The sequence below is a fragment of the Nonomuraea fuscirosea genome, from assembly GCF_035917475.1.
GTDB lineage: Bacteria > Actinomycetota > Actinomycetes > Streptosporangiales > Streptosporangiaceae > Nonomuraea > Nonomuraea fuscirosea.
Genome location: NZ_CP109074.1, coordinates 4,788,575 through 4,809,125, shown reverse-complemented (window position 1 = coordinate 4,809,125; position 20,551 = coordinate 4,788,575). Strand labels below are relative to the sequence as shown.

Genomic DNA, 20,551 nt, shown 5'->3' with positions numbered 1-20,551 from the left:
CGAACGAGTCTCGCGGATCTCCTTGTTCGAGGGGCCGAGGCACGCGCTCAGGCCAGCCCGGGGAAGCGCTCGACGGGGAACGTCTCCACCTGCGGGCTGCGCTGCTGCACGAGCACGCCGCCGTCCACCACGAGCGTGGCGCCGGTGACGTAGGCGGACTCGTCCCCGGCGAGGAAGAGGGCCGGTCCGACCAGGTCCTCCGCCACCCCGCCCCGCCCGAGCGGCACCGTCTCGTCGCGCAGCCGCCGGGCCTCCGGCTCGAAGTGGGCCGGCCTGGTCGCGATCAGCCCGGGCACGAGCGCGTTGACGCGGATACCGTACGGGCCGAGATCGAGCGCCATCGACCGGGTGAGTCCCTCCACGCCACCCTTGGAGGCGTCATAGGCGGCCATGCCCCGGTGCGCCCGGGTGGCCCCGCCGCTGGACATGTTGATGATGCTGCCCGACCGCCGGGGCGCCATCACGGCGGCGGCGCGGCGGCCGCACAGGTACTGGCTCTTGAGGTTGGTGTCCAGGAAGTGGTCCCACCACCGCTCGTCGGATTCCAGGAAGTGCCGCTGGACGGTCACGTCGCCGGCGTTGTTGACCAGGATGTCGAGGGTGCCGTGGGCGGAGAGCGTGGCGTCGAAGAGCCGGTCCACGTCCGCCGCGCGGCCGACGTCCGCGCCGAAGCCGACGGCCGAGCCGCCCGCCGAGCCGCCCGCCGCGGCGACCTCGGCGGCGGCCTTCTCCGCGGCGGCGCCGTCGAGGTCCGCGATGACGACGGCGGCCCCCTCGGCGGCGAACCCGCCGGCGATGGCGCGGCCGATCCCGTGCGCGGCGCCGGTGACGATCGCCACCCGGCCCGCGAGCCGGCCCGTTCCGCCACTCATGCGACCTCGCCCTCCGTCACGGTGAAGTGGGCGACCGTCCGCTCGAAGTCCGTCAGGACCGCGCGGGCCGCCGGCTCCACGACCGCGTGATCGAGATCGTCACCGGCGAAGGCGCGGATCGTCTCCAGCGACTCCCAGTGCGTGATCACCTGGATCTCCACCAGCCCTCCCGACTCCCGCGTGAGCAGGTAGGCCGCGCGGCAGCCGCCCTGCCGGCGCAGCTCGGGCAGGACGGCGCCGTCGAAGTGCTCGGCGTAGCGGCGCGCGCCCTCAGGGGTGGCGGACGCCTTCCAGGCTCTGGCGATCATCGACGCTCCTTCTCGCTGGTCAGATCACGAACTTCTCGGGACGTACGGCGCCCGCGCGGAACCGTCCGGCGGTGAACGGGGACAGGTCCAGGCTCACGGGCAGGCCGAGCACCCGTTGCGCCAGATGCTCGCCGACGGCCGGCGACTGCTGGAAGCCGTGGCCGGAGAACCCGGTCGCGTAGTGGAAACCGTCCACCGGGCCGGAGCCGATCATCGCGTTGGAGTCCGGGCTCATGTCGTAGTAGCCCCACCACGACGACTCGATCGGCAGCCCGGCCAGCACGGGCAGCCGCCTGACCGCTGGCTCGCCGAGGTCTTCGAGCTCGCGCTGACGGCCGCCGAAGACCATCCCCGGGCCCTCGCGGTGGAAGTAGAACCCCGACGCGAAGTCCACGGTGAGCGGGGCCGAGCCGGGGACGCCGCCGTCGCGGCCGGTGTAGTGGATCGCGCGGGCCTCGCCGCGTACGGGGAGCTCCATCCCGATGCCGCGGGCGAGCCCGGCCGAGTGCACCCCGGCGGCGCAGACCACGGTGGGGGCCGCGATCGGCCCGCCGTCGGTGTCGACCCCGGTGATCCGGCCGTCCTCGGCGCGGACGGCGGTGACCGCGCGCCCGGTCTCGACGCGGACGCCGAGCCGCCGCGCCGCCGTCGCGTACCCCTGCACCACCGCCTCCGGCGTCGCGTACCCCTCGCTCGGGCAGAACGTGGCCCCCACGAGGTCGTCCGTGGCCAGCTGCGGGACGAACTCGCGCACCGCCGCCACGTCCACCAGCTCGCTGGGGATGCCGAGGCTCTGCTGCACGCCTACCGCCCGGCGGAAGGCGTCGAGGTCGGCGGCTGAGCTGAGCAGGAACAGGTAACCCACCTGTTTGAAGCCGATCGGGACGCCGGTGAGCTCCTCGAAGCGCAGGAACTCCGCCAGCGAGCGGCGGACGAGCAGGGAGTTGAGCGCGTCGGCGTGCTGCAGCCGGATCCCACCGGCGGCCTTGCCGGTCGAGCCCGAGCCCAGCGCGTCCGCTTCGAGCAGGACGACGTCCGTGCAGCCGGCCGCGGCGAGATGGTAGGCCGTACTGGTCCCGACACAACCGCCACCGATGACCACGACCTCGGCTGTCCGCATCCGGCCCTCCTCATCGGATCCGAAAAGGCATGATCGAGCCTAGATCGGCGGCATCACGGCTGTAAAGCGGGAACTCTTGGATCCGAGAAGTCAGAATAGTGACAGCACTCGCGCGGCGACCGGGCCGGGGGGAGGAGAGCCGTAGGCTTGGCCCCGATCGGGGGCGATCACGACCATGGAAGGGGAGCCGCGCGTGACGGCAGACCGGTTGCGGACGGACACCGGCGGCGATCCGGCGGCCACCACGAAGGCCGACCAGATCGCGCAGGCCATCGAGGAAATGATCATCGCCGGCCGCCTCGCTCCCGGCACGGTGCTGCGTCAGGACGAGCTGTCACACCGCTTCGGCGTCAGCCGCACCCCGATCAGGGAGGCGCTGCGGCAGCTCGCGGCCATGGGCCTGGTGTCCTTCACGCCCAACCGAGGCGTACGGGTGCGCGCGCTCGACCGCGACGAATGGGCGCAGACGTTCCTGGCCAGAGCCGCCCTGGAGGGCGCCGCCGCCGAACTGGCCGCCCAGCGCATGACGGACGCGCGCCTGGCCGAACTGGACGCGGCGAACGCGGAGTTCGGCCGGCAGACGGCGCTCCTGCGCGATCCCGGGGTGCCGGCGGCCGAGCGGGAGCGCGCCTCGTTCGCCTGGATCGCCGCCAACGAGGACTTCCACACCACGATCATCAGAGCCGCGGGCGCGCCCCTGTTCGAGCGGCTGATCGCCGGGTTGCGGCGGGTCTTCTCCGGCGAGGCCCTGTGGGCGCCCGGCTCACCCGCTGACCGCCTCTACGAGACCAACGTGCGCCAGCACGAGGCGATCCGCCACGCCCTCGCCGTACGCAACGGCCCGGCCGCCCGCATCCTGGTCCAGGACCACATCATGGACTCCTGGCGACTCCTGCAAGCAGTCCTGGACGAGCCACCCGTCTGACGCCTCCCGCCGGAGAAGCACGTCAAACGGAAGAGATGCGGATCAGACGGGCGAAACGCAGACCGTCAGCTCCCGGTGCGCACGGTTGGCGTCGATGAGCAGGTCGAGCGCTTCGCGAGCCTGCCCGAGCTCCCGCATGTGCCGGTCGATCCGATCGCGCTCCTGGACCAGCCGCTCGAACGCCTCGTCGCTGGTCTTCTCACTGGGCGACTCGACGCACGGCAGCACCTCGGCGATCGTCCGGCTGGACAGCCCGGCCGCGTAGAGACGCTGGATGAACCGTACCCGCTCGACCTCCTTGTCGGTGTAGCGGCGCTGCCCGCTGGCACTGCGCGTGCTGCTCAGCAGACCCTGCTCCTCGTAGTACCGCAGAGACCGCACACTCACCCCGGCCTGCGACGCCAGCTCACCGATCCGCATCGCCCGTCCCTTCCAGAGGGGATCCCCGTCAGACATTCGCGTCTGACGTCAATGTCAGGATCCAGCCTAACCGCCGCTGTCGCCGGCGTCGGTCCGCGCCGAGCTGTCGCGCTGGGGTCCTCTCTGAGACAGGCGGTCACGCAGGGATGCGACGATCTGGAGCTGATGGTCGAGCAGTTCGCCGTGACCGGCACGGGCGGGCTGGAGGTGCTGCTCCTGCACGCCGGGCCCGGCTCACGTTCCGCCCGCGCACTGGAGACGCTGGGCGAGCGCCCTCTTCCGTGAGCGACGCCGGCCCGATGACGCGCGTCACTCCCGGGCGGTGGTCAGGCGCTGGCCGCGGCTCGCCAGCGGTCGAGGATGGCCGCGTCGTCGGTGTCGCCGCGCCAGGCCGCCTCTTCCGGGACGGCGAACGGCAGCCAGTCTCCGTAGTCGGGGGCGCCGGGGGTGATGTCGCGGGTGCAGTCGACGCGGGTGCCGTCGGGCAGGGTGATCGGCTCGATGACGCGAAGAACTCCGCCGGTCAGCATGAGGGCGGTCATGAGGGGCGTCCCTTCCGTCTCGCACGTCACCTTTCCCCGCTCAGCATAGCGCGGGCCCGCGAACGCGGGGGAGTGGCGGGCCATCAGCCGATCCCGTACCGGCCGGCCAGCCAGGTGTAGGCCTGCTGGGCGGCGTGCTCGTCGCCGAACAGGCCGATCAGCCGGCGGGCCCGGCGGGTGAGCACGCAGGCGAAGGCCTCGGCGAAGAGTTCGGCGGCGTCCTCGCGGTAGGGCGGCGGCAGGTGGCGGGCGCGTACGGCGTGCAGCCCGGCCCAGGTGTCGCCCCGCGACGGCATGCCGTCCAGGTGGTCGGTGGCGTGGCCGAGTTCGTGGCCGGCCACGCTGACGGAGGGGGAGGGCGTGCTGCCCACGCCGATGCGGCGCCGGTGCGGGTCGTAGACGCCGGCGCTGCGCTCCCAGCCGCCCTGCTGGACCGGCAGGGGCACCCCGCGCAGCGCCTCGAAGCCGGGCAGGTCCGGTACGGCGCCGGGCCCGACGACGATCCCGCCGTCGAGGTGGGTGGCCAGGCGGGTGCCCAGCGGGCGCGGCACCGCGCTGAACGTCATGATCGCCAGCAGGACGGCGGCCGGCGGGAAGGTGCCGGGGAACCAGGCGCGGGTCAGGCGGTGTTCGAGCGCGCCGACGTGCAGCCAGCCCGGCCGTCCTCTGCTCTGGCTGGGCACACCCGTCTCCCTGATGAGTCGCTGGGACGGCGGCCGGGCCGGCTCTGTCCGCCGCCCGGTCGCATGACGTAAATCTACAAAGTAAAGGCGCTCGATTTCTACGATTTGCCCTTTTTCGCCCCTCAAAAGACCACTCATTTCGTCGACGGCTCCGGATGATCATCTCAATCGGCGAGACCGGTCGCGACGTGAACGCGGCCGGCGGGGGAGCGGCGGGCTTCGCGGGGTGGTGCGGCTCGTGGGTGAGGGACCCGTCACCCCCTTGCCACCTTACTTTACGCGCTCATCAAGTTACGTTCGGTGAGCAAGCTTCGGGGGTTCCGGGGCGGAGGCGAAGGTGAGGTGGCGGGTGCGTCTGACCCCGCACGAACAGGAACGGCTGATGATCCACGTGGCCGCGGACGTGGCCCGCAAGCGGATGGAACGCGGGGTTCTGCTCAATTACCCCGAGGCGGTCGCGATCCTGACGGCGTACGTCCTGGAGGGCGCGCGCGACGGCGTGTCGGTGGCGAAGCTGATGGAGATGCCGGCACCGGTGCTCAAGGGTTCGCAGGTGATGGACGGGGTGGCGGAGATGATCCGCGACCTGCAGATCGAGGCGACCTTTCCCGACGGCACGAAGATGGTCACGTTGCGTGATCCGATTCCGGCGACGACGAGGGAGGCGGGGCGGGTTCGTCCGGGGCGGGTGGATCATCCGGTCGACGCGGGGCCGGTGGCGTTCAACGTGGGTCGTGAGGTGACGACGGTGCGGGTCACCAATACCGATGATCGTCCCGTTCAGGTGGGTTCGCACTTTCACTTCTTCGAGGTGAACGCGGTGCTTCTCATCGAGCCTGGTCGTGATGCCGCGTATGGCAGGCGGCTGCATGTCCCGGCCGGCAGTTCCGTGCGTTTCGAGCCGAATTGTCCGCTCGACGTGCAGCTGGTGCCGCTGGAGGGCCGCCGGGTCGTCGAGGGCCTGAACGGGAAGGTCGGGGGTGAGCTGGATGCTTGACGAGACGGCGCCCGAGCTGCCGGTGCCGGTCGACGAACGGCATCTGCCGCTGAGCCGGGAGCGCTACGCCGACCGGTTCGGCCCGACGACCGGGGATCGGATCCGGCTGGCGGACACCGATCTGCGGATCGAGGTCACCGAGGACTGGTGCGGTGGTCCTGGCCGCAGCGGGAACGAGGCCATCTTCGGCGGGGGGAAGGTGATCAGGGAGTCGATGGGGCAGTCGTGCGCGCCGCGTGATCCGGCGCGGTTCGGTGCTCCGCTGCCGCCGGACACGGTCATCACCGGTGCGGTGGTGCTGGATCACTGGGGCGTGGTGAAGGCGGACGTGGCCGTTCGTGACGGCCGGATCGTGGCGCTGGGCAAGGCGTACAACGACGAGACGATGGATCGGCTGCATGACGGGCATGCGGTGGCGACGGATTTCGTGATCGGCCCGGAGACGGAGGTGATCTCGGGGAACGGCAAGATCCTCACGGCGGGCGGGGTGGACACGCATGTGCACTTCATCTGTCCTGAGCAGGTGAGCGAGGCGCTGGCCTCGGGGGTGACGACGCTGATCGGCGGGGGCACGGGTCCGGCGGAGGGCAGTACGGCGACGACGGTGACGCCGGGGTCCTGGCATGTGGCGCGGTTGTTCGAGGCGCTGGACGCCTTCCCGGTCAACGTGGGGTTGCTGGGCAAGGGCAGCACGATGTCCGTGGAGTCGCTGTTCAACCAGGTGGAGGGGGGTGTGCTGGGGCTCAAGATCCATGAGGACTGGGGTGCGACTCCGGCGGTGCTGCGGCGGTGCCTGGAGGTGTGCCGGGCGACGGGGGTGCAGCTGGCGCTGCACGCCGATTCCCTGAACGAGGCCGGGACCGTGAGCGACACGATCGCGGCCATCGGTGATGATCCGATTCACGTCTTCCATGTGGAGGGCGCGGGTGGTGGTCATGCTCCTGACATGATCAGGATGGCGGGGGTGGCGAACGTGCTGCCGGCTTCGACGAATCCGACGCGGCCGTTCACCGTGAACACGGTGCCCGAGCACATCGACATGGTGATGATCTGTCATCATCTGAATCCGCTGGTGGAGGAGGATCAGCGGTTCGCCGAGTCGCGGATCCGGCCGGCCACGATGGCGGCGGAGGATGTGCTGCACGATCTGGGGGCGATCTCGATCATGTCGTCGGACGCGCAGGCGATGGGCCGGATCGGTGAGATGATCATGCGGACGTGGCAGACCGCGCATGTGATGAAGGCGCGGCGCGGTCCGCTGGAGGGTGACTCGGGGCGGGCCGACAACCTTCGGGCGCGCCGCTATGTCGCGAAGTACACGATCAATCCAGCGATCGCGCACGGCATCGATCACGAGGTGGGGTCGGTGGAGGTGGGCCGGCTCGCCGACCTGGTGTTGTGGGAGCCGAAGTTCTTCGGGGTCAGGCCGCATCGGGTGATCAAGGGCGGGCAGATCGCCTACGCGCAGGTCGGGGACGCCAGTGCCTCCATCACCACGCCGCAGCCGGTGCTGCCGCGCCCGGTGTGGGGCGCCGTGGGCCGCGCGCCCGCGGCGAACTCGGTCAACTTCGTGACGGGGGCCGCGATCGCGGCCGGTCTGCCGGAGCGGGTGGGGGCGGGTAAGCGGTTCGCCGCCATCCGTGACACGCGCAAGGTGTTCAAGAAGGACATGCGGCACAACGACGCCGTTCCGCGGATCGAGGTCGATCCGGACACGTACGAGGTGGTGATCGACGGGGAGGCCGTCGATCACCGGCAGTACGCCACCGTGTTGCCGATGGCGCAGCGGTACTTCCTGTTCTGACTGTTCCGAGCGTGGCTGCCGCGGGGGAGGGGTGCGCCTGATGAGTCGTGCCGCGTTGCTGATGCTGGCCGATGGCCGTTTTCCGGCCGGTGGGCACGCTCATTCGGGTGGCGCCGAGGCGGCGGTGGCGGCCGGGCGGGTGCGCGACGTGGTGGGCCTGCGGGAGTTCTGTCGTGGCCGGTTGCGCACGAGCGGGCTGGTCGCGGCGGGTCTGGCCGCGGCGGCGGCGGCCGGTGCCGATCCGCTCGTGCTGGAGGAGGCGGCGGACGCCCGTACTCCCGCGCCCGCGCTGCGGCGGGTGGCGCGCGTGCTGGGGCGGCAGTTGCTGCGGGCCGTCCGGGTGACATGGCCGTCGGCCGAGCTGGACGCCCTGGCCGTGGCGCGGCCGGGTGGCGCGCACCAGTGCGTGGTGCTCGGGGTGGCCGGCCGGTCGGCGGGGCTGAGTCCGCTGGACGTCGCTCATGTGGCGGCGTACGAGAGCGTCAGCGGGCCGGCCGCGGCGACGGTGCGGCTGCTCGGTCTCGATCCGTTCGAGGCGGCCGGGGTGCTGGCCGGGCTGGCCGCCGAGGTCGATCAGGTCGCGGGCCGGGCCGCCGGCGCCGCGCGGCGGGTGCGGGCCGAGGGGGTGGCGGTGCTGCCCGCCGTCTCCGCGCCGCTGCTGGACATCGCGGCCGAGCGGCATGCCGTCCGGCGGGTGCGGTTGTTCGCCTCGTGATCTGCGCCGTGCTGCCGGGTTTTGCTCTTCGACGAGATGACGGGAGTGTCATGCATCTGCACCATGACAGGGCCGAGGATGGTTCTCCGGGCGATGGTGGTCGCCGGGCGCTGCGGGTGGGGTTGGGCGGGCCGGTCGGTTCCGGGAAGACCGCGACGGTCGCCGGCCTGTGCCGGGCGCTGCGGGCGCGGTGGTCGATCGCGGTGGTCACCAACGACATCTACACCTGTGAGGACGCGGAGTTCCTGCTGCGTGAGGCCGTGCTGCCGGCGGAGCGGATCAGGGCGGTGGAGACGGGCGCCTGCCCGCACACGGCGATCCGCGATGACATCTCGGCGAATCTGGAGGCGGTGGAGGAACTGGAGGAGCGGCTGGGGCCGCTGGATCTGATCCTCATCGAGTCGGGTGGTGACAATCTGACGGCGACCTTCTCCAGGGGGCTGGTCGACGCGCAGATCTTCGTCATCGACGTCGCCGGTGGCGATGACATCCCGCGTAAGGGGGGCCCTGGTGTGACGGCCTCCGATCTGCTCGTCATCAACAAGACGGATCTGGCGCCGTACGTGGGGGCGGATCTGGAGGTGATGGCGCGTGACGCGGCGGCGGCGCGGGGCGGGTTGCCGGTCGCCTTCACCGCGCTCAAGGGCGAGGACGGGGTCAGGCCGGTGGCGGACTGGGTGCTGGGACTGCTGGCCGCCCGCTCGTCCGCTCCGGCATGACCGTCGCGGGCGAGGCCGGGACGGGGGTGCGGGCGACGGCCCGGATCAGGGCGGTCCGTGCGGGTGCGGACACCGTGTTCGCCGTCCTGCACGGTGCGGGGCCGTTCGATCTGCGCCGTAATCGCGCGTACGGGAGGCAGGCGCGGTTGTGCGTGCTCGGCGCGATGTGCGCTCCGCTGGGCGGTGACCGGCTGCGGATCGAGGCGGTCGTCGAGCGGGAGGCGCGGCTGCGGGTGACGACCGCGGGCGCGACCATCGCGCTGCGGGGTCCCACGCGCGGGCCCGCCACCTATGACGTGCGGCTGGTGGTGGGAGAGCGGGGGAGCCTGGACTGGCTGCCCGAGCCGGTGATCTCGGCGGCCGGCAGCCATCTGCGTCAGAGCTGTGTGGCGGACGTGGCGGACACCGCGCGGCTGGTCCTGCGGGAGGAGCAGGTTCTCGGCCGGGCGGGGGAGGGGCCGGGCCGGTTGTCGTCGCGCTTGACGGTCCGGTGCGGCGGGCGGTTGCTGCTGGATCAGCAGTCCGGTTACGGGCCGGACGTGCCCGGCTGGGACGGTCCCGCGGTGCTGGCCGGCCATCGGGCGGCGGGTCAGCTGCTGATCGTCGATCCGGCGTTCGCCGCCGGGCCGGCGCAGGTGCGCTCGTTCGGCGATGAGCCGGCGGGCGGGCTGGCCGTGCTGGTTCCGCTGGCCGGGCCGGCCGTCCTGGTCACCGCGGTGGCGCCGGACTCGCTGCGGTTGCGGCGGCTGCTCGACGAGGCCGGTCGCGTCGGCGGGCAGACACCTGGCATGAGTTGAGCGTTCCAGGGTGCTCGTCACTCTCCGTGCATATACGTTTCCCCAATGGAGTTGTTCACCCCGACGCTGGACTGGAGTTCCGAGGTCTGGGCATCGCTGGTGTGGATCGCCACGGCGTGGGCGATCGCGGCGGTGTGCACGCTGGCGGTCCTGGTGCTGGTCGGGCTCTTCACGACGTGGGGCAGGCAGTTCTGGCGCATCACCGGCGGTTACTTCACCGGTCGCGGGAGCGTCAGGGTGTGGCTCTGGCTGGCCGTCCTGTTGCTGTCGGTGGTCGCCGGGGTCCGGCTGGACGTGCTGTTCAGCTATCAGGGCAATGACATGTTGTCCAGCCTTCAGGTGGCGGTGCAGGGCATGGCCGTGCACGAGCAGGCGGTGAAGGCGTCCGGGGAGCGCGGGTTCTGGACCTCCTTGGCGATCTTCTGCGTCCTGGCGGCGATACACATCGCCCGGTTGCTGCTGGATCTGTTCCTGTTGCAGCGGTTCGTGCTGGCCTGGCGGGTGTGGCTGACCGACCGGCTGACGGGGGACTGGCTGGAGGGCAGGGCGTACTACCGGTCGCGGTTCATCGACGACACGATCGACAATCCGGATCAGCGGATCCAGTCTGACATCGACCTGGTCACCGCCGGGTACGGGCCGCTGCCGAACCTGCCGAGCAACGGGGGGACGGCCAACACGCTGCTGTTCGGGGGGATCTCCGCGGTGACGTCGATGGTGTCGTTCACGGCGATCCTGTGGAATCTGTCGGGCACGCTGTCGATCTTCGGGCTGGACATTCCCCGGGCGATGTTCTGGATCGGCCTGGTCTACGTCATCATCGCGACGGCGGTGGCGTTCTGGATCGGGCGGCCGATCATCTGGCTGGCCTTCCGCAACGAGAAGTTCAACGCGGCGTTCCGGTACGCGCTGGTGCGGCTGCGGGACGCGGCGGAGGCGGTGGCGTTCTACCGTGGCGAGGTGGCCGAGCGTTCGGGGTTGCGGCGGTTGTTCGCGCCTGTGGTGAGCAACTACAAGCGGTATCTGAACCGGACGATCGGCTTCAACGGCTGGAATTACGCGATCAGTCAGAGCATCGTGCCGTTGCCGTATCTGCTGCAGGCGCCGCGGTTGTTCGCGGGGGAGCTGCGGCTGGGGGATCTGACGCAGTCGGCGTCGGCGTTCAACTCGATCCAGGGCGGGCTGTCGTTCTTCCGTAACGCCTATGACGCGTTCGCCGGGTACCGGGCGGCGATCATCCGGTTGCACGGTCTGGTCGTGGCGGATGAGGAGGCGCGGGCGCTGCCGGAGGTGACGACGCTGCCGTGTGCCGACGGGACGGTGGCGCTGAAGGACGTCGAGGTGCGCACCCCTGACGGGCGGCAGCTGATCAAGCCGCTGGATCTGCGGCTGGAGGTGGGGGACACGCTGGTGGTGACGGGGCCGTCCGGCAGCGGCAAGACGACGTTGCTGCGGAGCCTGGCCGAGTTGTGGCCGTTCACCAGCGGCACGCTGACGCGGCCGTGCGGGCCGGAGGAGACGATGTTCCTGTCGCAGTTGCCGTACGTGCCGCTGGGCGATCTGCGTGCGGTGGTCTCCTATCCGGGCAATCCGGACGCCTTCGGCGACGAGATGCTGCGCGGGACGCTGGAGAAGGTGGCGCTGCCGCATCTGGTGGACCGGCTGGACGAGGTGCAGGACTGGGCGAAGGTGCTGTCGCCGGGGGAGCAGCAGCGGATCGCGTTCGCGCGGATCCTGCTGACGCGGCCGAAGGTGGTGTTCCTGGACGAGTCCACGTCGGCGCTGGACGAGGGGCTGGAGTTCGAGCTGTATCGGCTGGTGCGGACGGAGTTGCCGGACACCATCGTGGTCAGCGTCAGTCACCGTTCGACGGTCGAGCAGCATCACACGCACGAGCTGGAGCTGCTCGGGCGGGGTGAGTGGCGGTTCGGGCCGCTGGGGGACGGCGCGCAGGAGCCGGCTCCCGCGTGACGGGCCCTGGCGTGTCGGGGTCGTCGTCCGGTACGAGTGGTGCATGACGTACGAGGTTCGTCCCGTCGCGGTCGTGGAGTCGTCCCTGGCGGATCCGGCGGTGGCGCCGAAGCAGGGGGTGGAGGGTGCGCCCGAGGCCTGGCTGCGGTTCGATCCGGCGGTGGCCGGTGGGATCGGTGATCTGGCGGCGGGTGACGAGGTGTTCGTGCTGACCTGGTTGCATCTCGCCGACCGGTCCGTGCTCGCCGTGCATCCGCGCGACGACGCGCGCAATCCACTGACGGGGGTGTTCAGCACCCGTTCCGCCGACCGGCCGAACCCGATCGGGCTGCACCGCGTGCGGGTGGTGGCGGTCGACGGGCTGCGGGTGCGGGTGGCCGGTCTGGAGGCCGTGGACGGCACGCCGGTCGTCGATGTGAAGCCGGTGCTGGACGCGGCGCGCTGAGCCCCGGTCCCTCAGGGCCCCTGGTCGATGAAGGCGGTGACGCCTTCGTACGCGGCCTGCGCGGCCTGGTCGGGGGAGCCGGGGCCCTGGGTGACGCCGTCGAGCGTGACGAACTGGAGCAGGGCGATCCTCATCGTGCCGCGCTCTCGGCGAGGGCGGCCAGCTGGGCGGTGACGGTGCCCCAGCCGTCGGCGAAGCCGAGCTTGTCGTGGTGGGCGCGCGACTCCGGGTCGCCGTGGCGGACCAGGACGCGGTAGTCGGTGCCGTCGGGGTGGTCGGCGAACATGATCATGGCGGTCATGGCGACCGGGGCGGGGCCGGCGGGGCGCCAGTCGCTGGTGATCGCGTTGGTGAAGACGATCCGTTCGAGCTCGTCCACGGCGAGGAAGCAGGCGTCGAGGTGCGGGACGAACTCCGTGCCGCCCTCGCTCATGCGGGTCACGAAGGCGCCTCCGGGCCTGGGGTCCAGGCGGTCGACCCGGCAGGTGAGCGGGGCGGGGATCCACCACCGTTCCAGCCGGGCGGGGTCGGTCCAGGCGTTCCAGACGGTCGCGCGCGGGGCGCGGATGACGCGCTCAAGAGCGAGGTCGAGGTCGGGGTTCACGGCGTGTTCTCCTGCGGGTCGGTGACGAATCGTTCGAGGCGGTCGGTGTGGTCCTGCCAGAGGCGGCGCTGTTCTTCGAGCCAGTCGTGCAGGAGGGTGAGGCGGTCGCGGTTGAGCACGCAGGTGCGGACGCGGCCGGACTTCGTGGTGTGGATGAGGCCGTTGGCCTCGAGGGTGCGGACGTGCTTCATGAACGAGGGGAGGGTCATCGGGAACTCGCGGGCGAGGTCGCCGACGCTCGTGGGCCCGTGGCCGAGGCGGCGCACGACGGCGCGCCGGGTGGGGTCGGCGAGGGCGACGAAGACGCCGTCCAGCTGCGCCGAATAGTGTGCCATGCGGCTAAGTGTTGCGGATGGGCGATGGTTAGCGCAAGGGCTAAGTGTTGGTCGCGGCCGTGCCACGCGTCGTCGCCGGGCCGTGCTGCCGGGCTGAGCCGGTGAGCTGCGGTGGTGCCTGATGGCGGCCGCGGGCGCTTGCGTAGGGTGGGCGGCGTGAGCGAGACAGTGAACGTGCGGCGTGTCGGCGTCATCGGGGTCGGGGAGATCGGCCGGGCCATCGTGACGGGCCTGTGCGAGGGAGACGGTGATCCGCCCGAGGTGTTCCTGTCGCCCCGCGGTGCCCGTACGGCCGCCGAGTTGTCCGGGCTTTATGACAGCGTGCGGGTGTGCGCCGGCAACCAGGAGGTGGTGGACCGGTCCGAGCTGGTGATCATCGCCGTGCGTCCGCGTGACCGGCACGAGGCGCTGGCGGGACTGCGCGTCGACGACGGCACGATCGTGGTGAACCTGATGGCCGGGGTCGGTGACGACGAGCTGCGCCGGATCCTCGGCACCGGTGCTCCGCTGGTGCGGGCCATCCCGTTGCCCGCCGTCCGTGAACGCGACTCCGTCACGGTGACGTGCCCGGCCCATCCCGCGGTGGAGGCCCTCTTCGCGCGCCTGGGCGGGACCCTGCCGGTCGAGGACGAGGCCGCGTTCAACGTGTTCTCCGCCCTGACGGGGACGCTGACCACCCATTTCGGATATCTGGCCGCGCTCACGTCGTGGGCCGTCGGTCACGGCGTCCCGGCCGAGGTGGCCTCCCGTTATGTGCGCGGCCTGTTCCAGGGCGTCGGGCGTGCGCTGGGTGATGAGAGCCGGTCGCTGCAGCAGCTGGCCGCCGACCACGAGACCCCGAACGGGAGCAACGAACGCGTGCGCACCACCTGGTTCTCCCCGGCCAACAGCGCGGCTCTGGACCGGGTCCTCGACGACCTGCTCGCCGGCCTCTCCCGGCCGGCGGACGGATCCGGCGAGGCTGCGGACGGTCAGGAGAAGCGCCGGCCCTCGTCGCGCCGGTAGGCCCAGGCGGCGGCGGCCGCCATGGCGGCGGTCCAGACGGCCAGCATGACGAGCGACAGCGCGCTCGGCCGGGCATCGGCGATCGCCCACCAGATCAGCTCGGCCGCGCCCCTGGTCGGCACGTACGAGGACACGTCCTGCACGAACCGCGGCAGGACCTGGGGCGGAAGCAGCAGCCCGCCGAGGACGGCCATCGGGAAGAACAGCAGCTGCGACACCGCCATGGCCGCCTTGGAGGCCAGCCTGAAGCCGACGAACAGCCCCATCAGCATGAACGGCACCACGCCCGCGACCAGCGCGCCGAACCCGAGCAGCAGCCGGGCGGGGGTGATCGCCGCCTCCGTGAACAGCGCCGCCACCACCAGCACGGGGATCACCGAGATGAGCATCACGGCGAGCGTGGCGAGGATCCGCCCGGCGAAACGCGGCAGCGGGCCGGCGGGCAGGGTGCGCAGGTACGGGTTCCACGGCAGCTCGCGCTCCTGCGCGACCGAGTTGCCCAGGCCGATGAGCGCGGCCGACATGGCGCCGAAGAACATCAGCGAGCCCGTCGCCGTGGTCGCGGCCACCGGATCGCGGCCCGCGAACGGCACCACGAACGCCACCATCGAGATGGCCGGGAAGAACGCGCTGGCCAGGATGGCGATCGGCACCCTGATCTGCTCGATCAGCAGGTAGCGGGTGTGGGCGAGGACCAGGCTGGGCATCGAGGTCTCCTTCGGGGCGGGGGCGGGGTGGGTTCGCGCGCTCCGGTTCGGGGCGGGGACCGGGCTAGGCATGCGCGGCCGGTTTCGCGGTGAGGGCGAGGAAGGCCTCCTCCAGGGTGGCCGGTCTGATCTCCAGGCCGGAGAACGGCGACCCGCTGCGTACCAGCGCCACGACCAGCCGATCGGGATCGCTCACGACCAGGTCGAACCGGTCGCCCGCGCGTTCCGCGGCGAGCACGCCCGGCAACTCGGGCAGCCGGTCGGCGACGAGGGAGACGCGCCGGGTGCCGACCATGCCGCGCACGGCCCCCACGGTGTCGTCGGCCAGCACGCGGCCGGAGCCGACGACCAGGACCCGCTCGGCCAGCGCCTCGATCTCCTCCAGGTAGTGGCTGGTCAGCAGCACGGTGCCGCCCTCCTCGTGGAAGGACCTGATGCCGTCCCACAGCGCCCGCCTGGCCTCGACGTCCAGGCCGGTGGTCGGCTCGTCGAGGAACACCAGCCGCGGCCGGCCGGCGAACGCCAGCGCCACCGCCAGCCGCCGCCGCTGCCCGCCGGACAGGCCGCCGACCTGCCGCCTGGCCAGGTCACCGAGCCCGAACCTGGCCAGCAGCTCCGGCGTCCCGACCCGGTCGGGGAAGTGCGCGGAGACGAAGCCGGTGATCTCACCGACGCGCAGCGACTCGGGCAGCCCGGTCTCCTGGGGCGTCACGCCGATGCCGCGCCGCCTGACCGGGTCCAGCGGCGAGCCGCCGAACAGCTCGACCGTGCCGGACGTGGGCCGGCGCAGCCCGGCGAACAGGTTGATCAGGGTGGACTTGCCGGCGCCGTTCGGGCCGAGCAGGCCGACCAGCTCGCCCGCCCGGAGGTCGAGCGAGACGTGGTCGAGCGCGAGCACGTCGCCGTAGCGGCGGGTGGCGTCGATCGCTCTGGCGAGGACTGTCATGTCAGCTCTCCTGTCGGGGGTGCTGGGGGCCGGTCTTCCGGGTACGGGGATCGTTCAGCGCCGGGTCAGTCCCAGGACGACGACGGAGCCGACGACCAGGTGCATCAGGAGCAGCACCAGCGTCGCGGCCGAGCCGGTGGCGCTGCCGAGCGGGCCGGTCAGGGACAGGGCGAGCACGGCCAGGGCGGTGATCGTCCAGATCCGGCCGGCCTTGGCGGTGACGCGTTCGAGCACGGCGAGCAGCGCCCAGCCGGCCAGCCCGGCGGCCAGGCTGGCGAGCACGACCGCCACCGGCCCGACCGGCTGCGGGCCGGCGCCCATCCGCACGGTCAGGTCGATCCCGCCCACCGGAACCGCCAGCACCCAGACGGCCACCGCGGCCACGGCCGCGCCCATCACGGCGAACAGCCGCCGGACGCGCGACCGGGCGGGCGACTTCGCGGAGGACCGGGGGGAGGTCTGGGCGGGCGACTGTGCGGGCGACTGGGCGGAGGATCGGGCGGGCGCTTGGGCGGAAGGCTGGTCGGAGGATCGGGCAGGGGCCTGAGCGGAGGTCTGGGCGGAGGATTGGGCGGAGGATTGGGCGGGCGATGGAGTGGAGGGCCGGGTGGGAGTCTGGGCGGAGGGCCGGATGGGGGACTGGGTGGAGGTGTGGGCGGGAGTGTTCCGGGGGTGCGGGGTGGTGTTCATGCCGCCAAGCCTCGCCCGCCGCCCCGGCCCGCCACATCGGGCGCACGGTCGCGCCGTGTCCTTCCCGGGTGGGGTACGCCTCCGACTTTGGTAGGTGATGGGCCCGCCGTACCGGCGGTTAGCCTGGGCCGATGAGCCAGAGCCGACGCCCGCACCCCTTCGCCGTGGCAGGCGTGATCCTCGGCATCGGCGCGCTGACCGCCGTGTCCCTGTGGGGGCAGGCGGGCCGGACCAGCTGGGGGCTGGACGTGGCGGTCGCGGTGGTGAGCCTGGCCGCGGCGGTGGCCCAGCTGTGGTGGCCGGTCCATGGCACGCTGGTCGCGACCGTGCTGGCCACGCTGTCCCCGGTGGCGACGCCGGCGGCGACGATGGGGGCGCTGCAGGTGTCGTTGCGCCGGCGTTTCCCGGTCGCCGCCGCGGTGACCGCCGCGGGCATGGCGGCTCACCTGGTGCAGGGGTGGTGGCGGCCCAACTCCGGCATCTCCCTGTCGTGGTGGCTGCTGCTCATCTGCGCCGCGTACGGCGCGCTGCTCGGCTGGGGCTCACTGGCCCGCTCCCGCCGCGCCCTGCTCATCTCCCTGAGCGAACGCGCCCGCCGCGCCGAGGCCGAGCAGGGCCGGCGGGTGGCCGAGGCGCGCATGGCCGAACGGCGTCGGCTGGCCAGGGAGATGCACGACGTGCTGGCCCACCGGCTGTCCCTGGTCGCCACGCACGCGGGAGCGCTGGAATACCGTCCGGACTCATCCCCCGACCGGCTCGCCGCCGCCGCGGGTGTGGTCCGCGCGGGCGTGCACCAGGCGCTGGAGGAGCTGCGCCAGGTGATCGGCCTGCTCCGCGAGCAGGACGACGAGCCCGACGGGCTCGCCCCCCGGCCGGGCCTGGCCGACCTGCCCGACCTGATCGCCGACGCCCGCCGGGCGGGCCAGCCGGTACGACTGGACGAGCGGGCCGCCGACGCCGCCGCCCTGCCGCCGGCCCTGTCCATGACCGCCTACCGGGTCGTCCAGGAAGGGCTGACGAACGCCCGCAAACACGCCCCCGGCGAACAGGTCGAGGTGACGCTGAGCGGCGCGCCCGGCGGCACCCTGCTGATCGACGTGCGCAACCCGGCGCCCCCCGCGGACGCCGCCCCCGTCGTGCCCGGCAGCGGGCTCGGCCTGGTCGGGCTCACCGAGCGGGTCCGGCTGGCCGGCGGGCAGCTCGACCACCACCACACCGGGGGTGAGTTCCGGCTGCTGGCCCGGCTACCATGGCCCGGGTGATCCGCGTGCTCCTGGTCGACGACGACGCCCTGGTCCGCGCCGGGCTGTCGATGATGCTCGACGGCACCGGCGGCATCACCGTCGTCGCCGAGGCGGCCGACGGCCAGGAGGCCGTCACGGCCACCGACGCCCACGCCCCCGACGTCGTCCTGATGGACCTGCGCATGCCGCGCGTGGACGGCATCACCGCGACCCGCCGGCTGCGCGCCCGCGCCCGGCCGCCCGAGGTGATTGTGCTGACCACGTTCGACACCGACGAGAACGTGCTGCACGCGCTCCGCGCCGGCGCCGCCGGGTTCCTGCTCAAGGACACCTCGCCGGCGCAGATCGTGGAGGCGGTCACCCGGGTCGCTGCGGGCGATCCGATCCTGTCGCCGCGTATCACCCGGCGGCTGATGGAGCGCACCGTCGCCCAGGCCGGCGCCTACGAGCGCGCCCGCGCCGCCCTGGCCACCCTCACCCCGCGCGAGCACGAGGTGGCCCTGGCCATCGGCCAGGGCCGGACGAACGCCGACATCGCCGCCGATCTGACCATGGGCGTCACGACCGTCAAGGCCCACGTCTCCAGCATCCTGACCAAGCTCGCCCTGGACAACCGCACCCAGATCGCCCTCCTGGCCCACGACGCCGGCCTCACATGAAGCCAACCTCACCCGATGCCTGAGCCCGACGCCTGAGCCCGACGCCTGAGCCCGACGCCGGGCTCCCTTTACGCCGGCGCCTCAGCCTCCGACGGGCGGGCCGGCCGCCTCGCCGGTGACGGCCTCGTCCTGCCGCCGCAGGATCTCCCCGAAGTCCTCCAGGTCGTCGTAGTTGCTGAGGACGACACCGGCCCAGCCCGAGCCCAGCCAGACGGTCCAGCTGGCCGAGATGCCGCCGCTGCCGCCGCCGCGGTTGAACTCCCACTCGCCGCCGCTGATGCGGACCGGGCCCGCGTACGAGCCGAAGGACGGGGCGCCGAGCCGGTCGCCGGGGCCGGGCAGTTTGGCGCCGGTGTAGAGGTCGGCGTAGGGCCGCTCCAGCACGGTGCCGCGGCTCAGCGCGTGCGCGAAGCGGGCCAGGTCCGGCGCGGTGGCGAAGACGTTGCTGACGAAGGCGCGGCCCGGGTTCTCGCCCGGTCCCTGCCGGCTCATGCTGTCCTTGTCCAGGCTGCGGACGCCGTCGATCCGGCCGCCGTCCGGCTGGCGCATGTAGGGGTGGGCGATGCGCTCGTCGGTGAGCCACCGGGTCCTGGTGTAGTACGCCGAGCCGCGCATGCCGGCGCGGGCGAAGACGTGCTCGTGCATGTGGTCCCAGAACGTCGTGCCGGTCACGGCCTCCACGATCTGCGCGGCGATGGCGTTGGCGGCGCCGCCGCCGGCGGTGTGTGCGTTGTTGGCGTCGTTCGAGCCGGGGGCCGCCACCAGCGTCGCCTGCCTGGCCCACTGCCGGTGGTAGTCCTGGACCTCCTTCCGGCTGGTGAAGACGCGGTGCACGTCGGGCGCCGGGGCGTCGATCCCGGAGGTGCCGCTGAGCAGGTGGTGCAGGGTCACCTGCGCGGCCAGGTCGGTGGCGAGGCCGTCCAGGTGGGTGCCCACCGGGTCCGACAGCTTCACCTTGCCGCGCTGCACCAGTTGCAGGACGGCCACGGGCAGGAACGGCATGCCCGCCGAGGAGAGGTTGAACGCCACGTCGGCGTGATTGCGGATCCCTCGTTCCTTGTCGGCCATGCCGTACGCGCGCGACAACACCGTCCGGCCCCGGTGCGACAGCAGCACCACGCCGGAGAACCGGTCACGTGCGGCCAGATCCGCCACGAACCGGTCGTAGGCCCCGCCGGGCCGGGTGTCCGGCGGGATCCGGTCCAGCCGGGACGGCCCCGCCGCGGCGGCGGCGTCACCCCCGAGCACGGCCAGCGGCGCGCCGGCCGCCACCGCGCCGGCGGCCAGCCCGCCCCATCCGAGCAGCCGCCGCCGTCCGACGTCGCGTCCCGGATCAGCGTTCATGCCCTTGCCTTCCCGGAGCGAGGCGGGAGGCGAGTGTTCGCAGGGGGACGCGATGATCGCGTGCGCTGTTGGTCATGGCTGCGATGTTGTCCGGCGAATGTCATCGGCTCGTCCGCATGACGCGATCGTTCGTCGACGAACCGGCCGGACCCGCGCGGGCCGGTCGCGGCCGTCTGGAGCGCGGACGCGAGGGTAGGGGCATCGGCCATGAGGAAGACGCGTGCCACCACCCTGCTCGCCACCGGCCTGGCCACCGCGGCCACCGCCGCCGTCGGCGGCCTGGCCACCACGTCGGGTTCCGCCTGGTACCGGCGGCTCAGCAAACCCTCCTGGCAGCCGCCCGCCCAGGCGTTCCCGCTGGTGTGGACGACCCTGTACGGGCTGATCGCCTACGGCGGCGCCAGGGCGCTGTCGCGCGAGGACGAGGAACGCCGCGGCGCGCTCGGCCGGGTGCTGGCGGTCAACCTGGCGCTGAACGCGGCCTGGCCCGCGCTGTTCTTCAAGGCCCGCTCGCCGCGCCTGGCCCTGGCCGAGATCGTGGTGCTCAACGCCTCCAACCTGGCCCTGGTACGCCGGGCCGGGCGGGCCGACCGGGCGGCGGGGGCGATGCTGGTGCCGTACGCGGCCTGGACCGCCTTCGCCACCGCGCTCAACGCCTCCATCGCCCGCCGCAACCCCGGCCACTGACCGGCCACCAGC

25 protein-coding genes are annotated in these 20,551 nt (G+C 72.5%); 12 read left to right on the top strand and 13 right to left on the bottom strand.

What is annotated here, in order from left to right:
- Positions 1-47: 47 nt before the first annotated feature.
- Genes OIE67_RS22270 through OIE67_RS22260 form a run of 3 tightly spaced genes read right to left on the bottom strand, consistent with a single transcriptional unit; the run spans position 48 to position 2,300 of the window.
- Positions 48-872 carry an SDR family NAD(P)-dependent oxidoreductase gene (locus tag OIE67_RS22270; RefSeq protein WP_326643319.1) on the bottom strand — a complete coding sequence of 275 codons (825 nt, stop codon included), beginning with the start codon at positions 870-872 and terminating at the stop codon, positions 48-50.
- Entirely contained in the window at positions 869-1,180 is a 312-nt protein-coding gene (locus OIE67_RS22265) for a hypothetical protein (RefSeq protein WP_326643317.1), read from the bottom strand. The genes OIE67_RS22270 and OIE67_RS22265 overlap by 4 nt, the downstream gene beginning before the upstream one ends.
- Before the next feature lie 19 nt (positions 1,181-1,199).
- Complete coding sequence (locus OIE67_RS22260) at positions 1,200-2,300, bottom strand: NAD(P)/FAD-dependent oxidoreductase (RefSeq protein ID WP_326643315.1); 1,101 nt, start codon at positions 2,298-2,300, stop codon at positions 1,200-1,202.
- A 193-nt stretch (positions 2,301-2,493) separates the two neighbouring features.
- On the opposite strand from OIE67_RS22260, the gene OIE67_RS22255 reads away from it, so the two are divergent.
- Positions 2,494-3,225, top strand: a complete 732-nt coding sequence (locus OIE67_RS22255; protein WP_326643313.1) for a GntR family transcriptional regulator — start codon at positions 2,494-2,496, stop codon at positions 3,223-3,225.
- A gap of 42 nt (positions 3,226-3,267) precedes the next feature.
- On the opposite strand, the gene OIE67_RS22250 is transcribed toward OIE67_RS22255, so the two are convergent.
- From OIE67_RS22250 to OIE67_RS22240, 3 genes are all read right to left on the bottom strand, one after another.
- Positions 3,268-3,645, bottom strand: coding sequence for a MerR family transcriptional regulator (locus OIE67_RS22250; RefSeq protein WP_326643311.1), 378 nt, complete (start codon positions 3,643-3,645; stop codon positions 3,268-3,270).
- Between the two features lie 326 nt (positions 3,646-3,971).
- Positions 3,972-4,187, bottom strand: coding sequence for a hypothetical protein (locus OIE67_RS22245; protein ID WP_106238071.1), 216 nt, complete (start codon positions 4,185-4,187; stop codon positions 3,972-3,974).
- Positions 4,188-4,270: 83 nt separating this feature from the next.
- Positions 4,271-4,870 (bottom strand): hypothetical protein, encoded by a 600-nt coding sequence (locus OIE67_RS22240; RefSeq protein ID WP_326643308.1) that lies wholly within the window; start codon positions 4,868-4,870, stop codon positions 4,271-4,273.
- A 349-nt stretch (positions 4,871-5,219) separates the two neighbouring features.
- Between OIE67_RS22240 and OIE67_RS22235 the strand changes: the two genes are divergently transcribed.
- From OIE67_RS22235 to tsaA, 7 genes are read left to right on the top strand one after another with little or no spacing between them, the layout of a single operon-like run.
- Positions 5,220-5,867 (top strand): urease subunit gamma, encoded by a 648-nt coding sequence (locus OIE67_RS22235; protein WP_106238075.1) that lies wholly within the window; start codon positions 5,220-5,222, stop codon positions 5,865-5,867.
- Entirely contained in the window at positions 5,860-7,671 is a 1,812-nt protein-coding gene (locus tag OIE67_RS22230; protein ID WP_326643306.1) for an urease subunit alpha, read from the top strand. The genes OIE67_RS22235 and OIE67_RS22230 overlap by 8 nt, the downstream gene beginning before the upstream one ends.
- Before the next feature lie 40 nt (positions 7,672-7,711).
- Entirely contained in the window at positions 7,712-8,386 is a 675-nt protein-coding gene (locus tag OIE67_RS22225; RefSeq protein WP_326643304.1) for an urease accessory protein UreF, read from the top strand.
- A 50-nt stretch (positions 8,387-8,436) separates the two neighbouring features.
- Complete coding sequence (gene ureG, locus OIE67_RS22220; RefSeq protein ID WP_326643302.1) at positions 8,437-9,105, top strand: urease accessory protein UreG; 669 nt, start codon at positions 8,437-8,439, stop codon at positions 9,103-9,105.
- Positions 9,102-9,902, top strand: a complete 801-nt coding sequence (locus tag OIE67_RS22215) for an urease accessory protein UreD (RefSeq protein ID WP_326643300.1) — start codon at positions 9,102-9,104, stop codon at positions 9,900-9,902. Before ureG ends, OIE67_RS22215 begins: the two co-directional genes overlap by 4 nt.
- Before the next feature lie 45 nt (positions 9,903-9,947).
- Positions 9,948-11,873, top strand: coding sequence for an ABC transporter ATP-binding protein/permease (locus tag OIE67_RS22210; protein WP_326643296.1), 1,926 nt, complete (start codon positions 9,948-9,950; stop codon positions 11,871-11,873).
- Positions 11,874-11,916: 43 nt separating this feature from the next.
- Positions 11,917-12,318 carry a tRNA (N6-threonylcarbamoyladenosine(37)-N6)-methyltransferase TrmO gene (gene tsaA, locus OIE67_RS22205; RefSeq protein WP_326643292.1) on the top strand — a complete coding sequence of 134 codons (402 nt, stop codon included), beginning with the start codon at positions 11,917-11,919 and terminating at the stop codon, positions 12,316-12,318.
- Positions 12,319-12,329: 11 nt separating this feature from the next.
- Here tsaA and OIE67_RS22200 read toward each other — a convergent pair whose 3' ends face one another.
- The 3 genes from OIE67_RS22200 to OIE67_RS22190 are packed head-to-tail and all read right to left on the bottom strand — an operon-like array spanning position 12,330 to position 13,257.
- A complete protein-coding gene (locus tag OIE67_RS22200) occupies positions 12,330-12,452 on the bottom strand; it encodes a hypothetical protein (protein WP_326643291.1) in 123 nt (40 codons plus the stop codon).
- Positions 12,449-12,922 carry an SRPBCC domain-containing protein gene (locus tag OIE67_RS22195; RefSeq protein ID WP_326643289.1) on the bottom strand — a complete coding sequence of 158 codons (474 nt, stop codon included), beginning with the start codon at positions 12,920-12,922 and terminating at the stop codon, positions 12,449-12,451. The genes OIE67_RS22200 and OIE67_RS22195 overlap by 4 nt, the downstream gene beginning before the upstream one ends.
- Positions 12,919-13,257: an ArsR/SmtB family transcription factor gene (locus tag OIE67_RS22190; protein ID WP_106238093.1), complete on the bottom strand. Its 339-nt coding sequence runs from the start codon at positions 13,255-13,257 to the stop codon at positions 12,919-12,921. Before OIE67_RS22190 ends, OIE67_RS22195 begins: the two co-directional genes overlap by 4 nt.
- Positions 13,258-13,413: 156 nt before the next feature.
- Between OIE67_RS22190 and OIE67_RS22185 the strand changes: the two genes are divergently transcribed.
- A complete protein-coding gene (locus OIE67_RS22185) occupies positions 13,414-14,262 on the top strand; it encodes an NAD(P)-binding domain-containing protein (protein ID WP_326643286.1) in 849 nt (282 codons plus the stop codon).
- Here the strand turns inward: OIE67_RS22185 and OIE67_RS22180 are convergent.
- The 3 genes from OIE67_RS22180 to OIE67_RS22170 form a co-directional block, all read right to left on the bottom strand.
- A complete protein-coding gene (locus OIE67_RS22180) occupies positions 14,229-14,969 on the bottom strand; it encodes an ABC transporter permease (protein ID WP_326643284.1) in 741 nt (246 codons plus the stop codon). The genes OIE67_RS22185 and OIE67_RS22180 overlap by 34 nt on opposite strands.
- A gap of 64 nt (positions 14,970-15,033) precedes the next feature.
- Positions 15,034-15,915 carry an ABC transporter ATP-binding protein gene (locus OIE67_RS22175; RefSeq protein WP_326643282.1) on the bottom strand — a complete coding sequence of 294 codons (882 nt, stop codon included), beginning with the start codon at positions 15,913-15,915 and terminating at the stop codon, positions 15,034-15,036.
- A 54-nt stretch (positions 15,916-15,969) separates the two neighbouring features.
- A complete protein-coding gene (locus OIE67_RS22170) occupies positions 15,970-16,605 on the bottom strand; it encodes a DUF6069 family protein (RefSeq protein ID WP_326643280.1) in 636 nt (211 codons plus the stop codon).
- Positions 16,606-16,736: 131 nt separating this feature from the next.
- Between OIE67_RS22170 and OIE67_RS22165 the strand changes: the two genes are divergently transcribed.
- Together OIE67_RS22165 and OIE67_RS22160 are read left to right on the top strand one after the other, a co-directional pair.
- Positions 16,737-17,867, top strand: a complete 1,131-nt coding sequence (locus OIE67_RS22165; RefSeq protein ID WP_326643278.1) for a sensor histidine kinase — start codon at positions 16,737-16,739, stop codon at positions 17,865-17,867.
- On the top strand, positions 17,855-18,508 hold the full coding sequence (locus OIE67_RS22160; protein ID WP_326643277.1) for a response regulator transcription factor: 654 nt from the start codon (positions 17,855-17,857) through the stop codon (positions 18,506-18,508). The genes OIE67_RS22165 and OIE67_RS22160 overlap by 13 nt, the downstream gene beginning before the upstream one ends.
- Positions 18,509-18,589: 81 nt before the next feature.
- On the opposite strand, the gene OIE67_RS22155 is transcribed toward OIE67_RS22160, so the two are convergent.
- On the bottom strand, positions 18,590-19,852 hold the full coding sequence (locus OIE67_RS22155) for a serine hydrolase domain-containing protein (RefSeq protein ID WP_326643275.1): 1,263 nt from the start codon (positions 19,850-19,852) through the stop codon (positions 18,590-18,592).
- 207 nt (positions 19,853-20,059) lie between these two features.
- Between OIE67_RS22155 and OIE67_RS22150 the strand changes: the two genes are divergently transcribed.
- Complete coding sequence (locus OIE67_RS22150; RefSeq protein ID WP_326643273.1) at positions 20,060-20,539, top strand: TspO/MBR family protein; 480 nt, start codon at positions 20,060-20,062, stop codon at positions 20,537-20,539.
- Positions 20,540-20,551: the final 12 nt, after the last annotated feature.